The organism is Pseudomonas eutrophicaquae (genome assembly GCF_023544715.1).
GTDB lineage: Bacteria > Pseudomonadota > Gammaproteobacteria > Pseudomonadales > Pseudomonadaceae > Geopseudomonas.
In genome coordinates this window covers 1-1,947 of record NZ_JAMJEZ010000045.1, presented here as the reverse complement: position 1 = coordinate 1,947, position 1,947 = coordinate 1, and the positions used below count along the sequence as shown (strand labels likewise).

The 1,947-nt window shown below is 61.4% G+C and carries 4 protein-coding genes; all 4 read left to right on the top strand.

The annotated features are described in order from the left end of the window. Positions 1 to 291: cbb3-type cytochrome c oxidase subunit I (locus MXC11_RS12015; RefSeq protein WP_250010411.1), on the top strand; the 291-nt coding region annotated here is incomplete at its 5' end. Continuing rightward, a complete protein-coding gene (gene ccoO / locus MXC11_RS12010; RefSeq protein WP_250010410.1) occupies positions 291 to 902 on the top strand; it encodes a cytochrome-c oxidase, cbb3-type subunit II in 612 nt (203 codons plus the stop codon). The genes MXC11_RS12015 and ccoO, both read left to right, overlap by 1 nt. Positions 903 to 908: 6 nt before the next feature. After that, positions 909 to 1,091 carry a cbb3-type cytochrome oxidase subunit 3 gene (locus MXC11_RS12005; RefSeq protein ID WP_250010409.1) on the top strand — a complete coding sequence of 61 codons (183 nt, stop codon included), beginning with the start codon at positions 909 to 911 and terminating at the stop codon, positions 1,089 to 1,091. Then, positions 1,091 to 1,947 (top strand): cytochrome-c oxidase, cbb3-type subunit III (ccoP, locus tag MXC11_RS12000; protein ID WP_250010408.1); only part of this gene is annotated, 857 nt, incomplete at its 3' end. The genes MXC11_RS12005 and ccoP, both read left to right, overlap by 1 nt.

The window sequence follows — 1,947 nt, the reverse complement described above, 5'->3', positions numbered from 1 at the left end:
CACTTCTGGCTGGCTACCATCGGCACCGTGCTGTACATCGCCTCCATGTGGGTCAACGGCATTACCCAGGGCCTGATGTGGCGTGCAGTCAACGAAGACGGCACCCTCACCTACTCCTTCGTTGAAGCCCTCGAAGCCAGCCACCCGGGTTACCTGGTGCGCATGATCGGCGGTGCCTTCTTCGTCACTGGCATGCTGCTGATGGCCTACAACGTCTGGCGCACCGTGCGGGTGGCCAAGGCGGAAGAAATGGCGGCCGCTGAGAAGTTTGTGGTTCAAGGAGCCCACTGATGAGCAAGCACGACATCATCGAGAAAAACATCGGCCTGATGACCATCCTCATGGTCATCGCCGTGAGCATCGGCGGTCTGGTACAGATCGTCCCGCTGTTCTTCCAGGACGTGGTCAATGAGCCGGTAGAGGGCATGAAGCCCTACACCGCCCTGCAGCTCGAAGGCCGTGACATCTACATCCGCGAGGGCTGCGTTGGCTGCCACTCGCAGATGGTCCGTCCGTTCCGCGCCGAGACCGAGCGCTATGGTCACTACTCGGTGGCGGGCGAGAGCGTCTGGGATCACCCGTTCCTGTGGGGCTCCAAGCGGACTGGTCCGGATCTGGCCCGTGTAGGCGGTCGCTACTCCGACGACTGGCAGCGTGCGCACCTCTACAACCCGCGCAACGTGGTGCCGGAGTCGAAGATGCCGGCCTACCCGTGGCTGGTTGAGAACAAGCTCGATGGCCGCCATACCGCTGACAAGATGAGCGCCCTGCGTACCCTCGGCGTGCCCTATACCGACGATGACATCGCCGCTGCACGCGATGCCGTCAAGGGCAAGACCGAGATGGATGCGATCGTCGCCTATCTGCAGGTGCTGGGTACCAGCATCAAGAACACACGGTAACGCGCCATGGATATCGGGACTCTGAGGGGACTGGGCACCGCCATGGTGCTCATCGCCTTCGTCGGCCTGCTGCTCTGGGCCTTCAGTGGCAAGCGCAAGAAGAGCTTCGACGATGCGGCTAACCTGCCGTTCGCCGATGAGCCCCCATCCGAAAAGCGTGAAGAAAACGCTTCTGGGAGTAAGCACTAATGAGCAGTTTCTGGAATTGGTACATCACCATTCTCAGCCTCGGCACCATTGTGGCGCTGACTTGGCTGTTGTTCTCGACCCGCAAGGGTCAGCGGCATAACACCCCCACTGACCAGACCACCGGTCACACCTTCGACGAGATCGAAGAGCTGGACAACCCGCTGCCACGCTGGTGGTTCATGCTGTTTGTCGGCACCGTGATCTTTGCACTGGGCTACCTGGTGCTCTATCCGGGTCTGGGCAACTGGAAAGGTGTCCTGCCGGGCTATGACGATGGCTGGACAGGCGTCAACCAGTGGAAGAAGGAAATGGCCCGCGCGGATGAGACTTATGGCCCGCTGTATGCCAAGTTCGCTGCCATGCCGATCGAGGATGTCGCCCGTGACGAGCAAGCCCTGAAAATGGGTGGTCGCCTGTTCGCCTCCAACTGCTCGGTCTGCCACGGCTCAGACGCCAAGGGCGCCTATGGCTTCCCGAATCTGACCGACAACGACTGGCTGTGGGGCGGCGAGACGGCCGCGATCAAGACCACCATCCTCAATGGCCGTCAGGCCGCCATGCCGGCCTGGCTTGACAGCCTCGGCGAGGACGGTATCCGTCATGTGGCCGGCTACGTGCGCAGCCTCTCGGGCCTGAAAAACCCGGAAGGCGTAGATCTTGCCGAAGGTCAAAAGATCTACACTACAAACTGTGTAGCCTGTCACGGTGTCGAGGCCAAAGGTAACCACCTGCTCGGCGCACCGAACCTGACCGACCGTACTTGGTTGTATGGCTCGAGCTTCGCCCAGGTTCAGCAGACCCTGCGTCACGGCCGTGCCGGCGTGATGCCGGCACAGCAGAACCTGCTCGGCGAAGA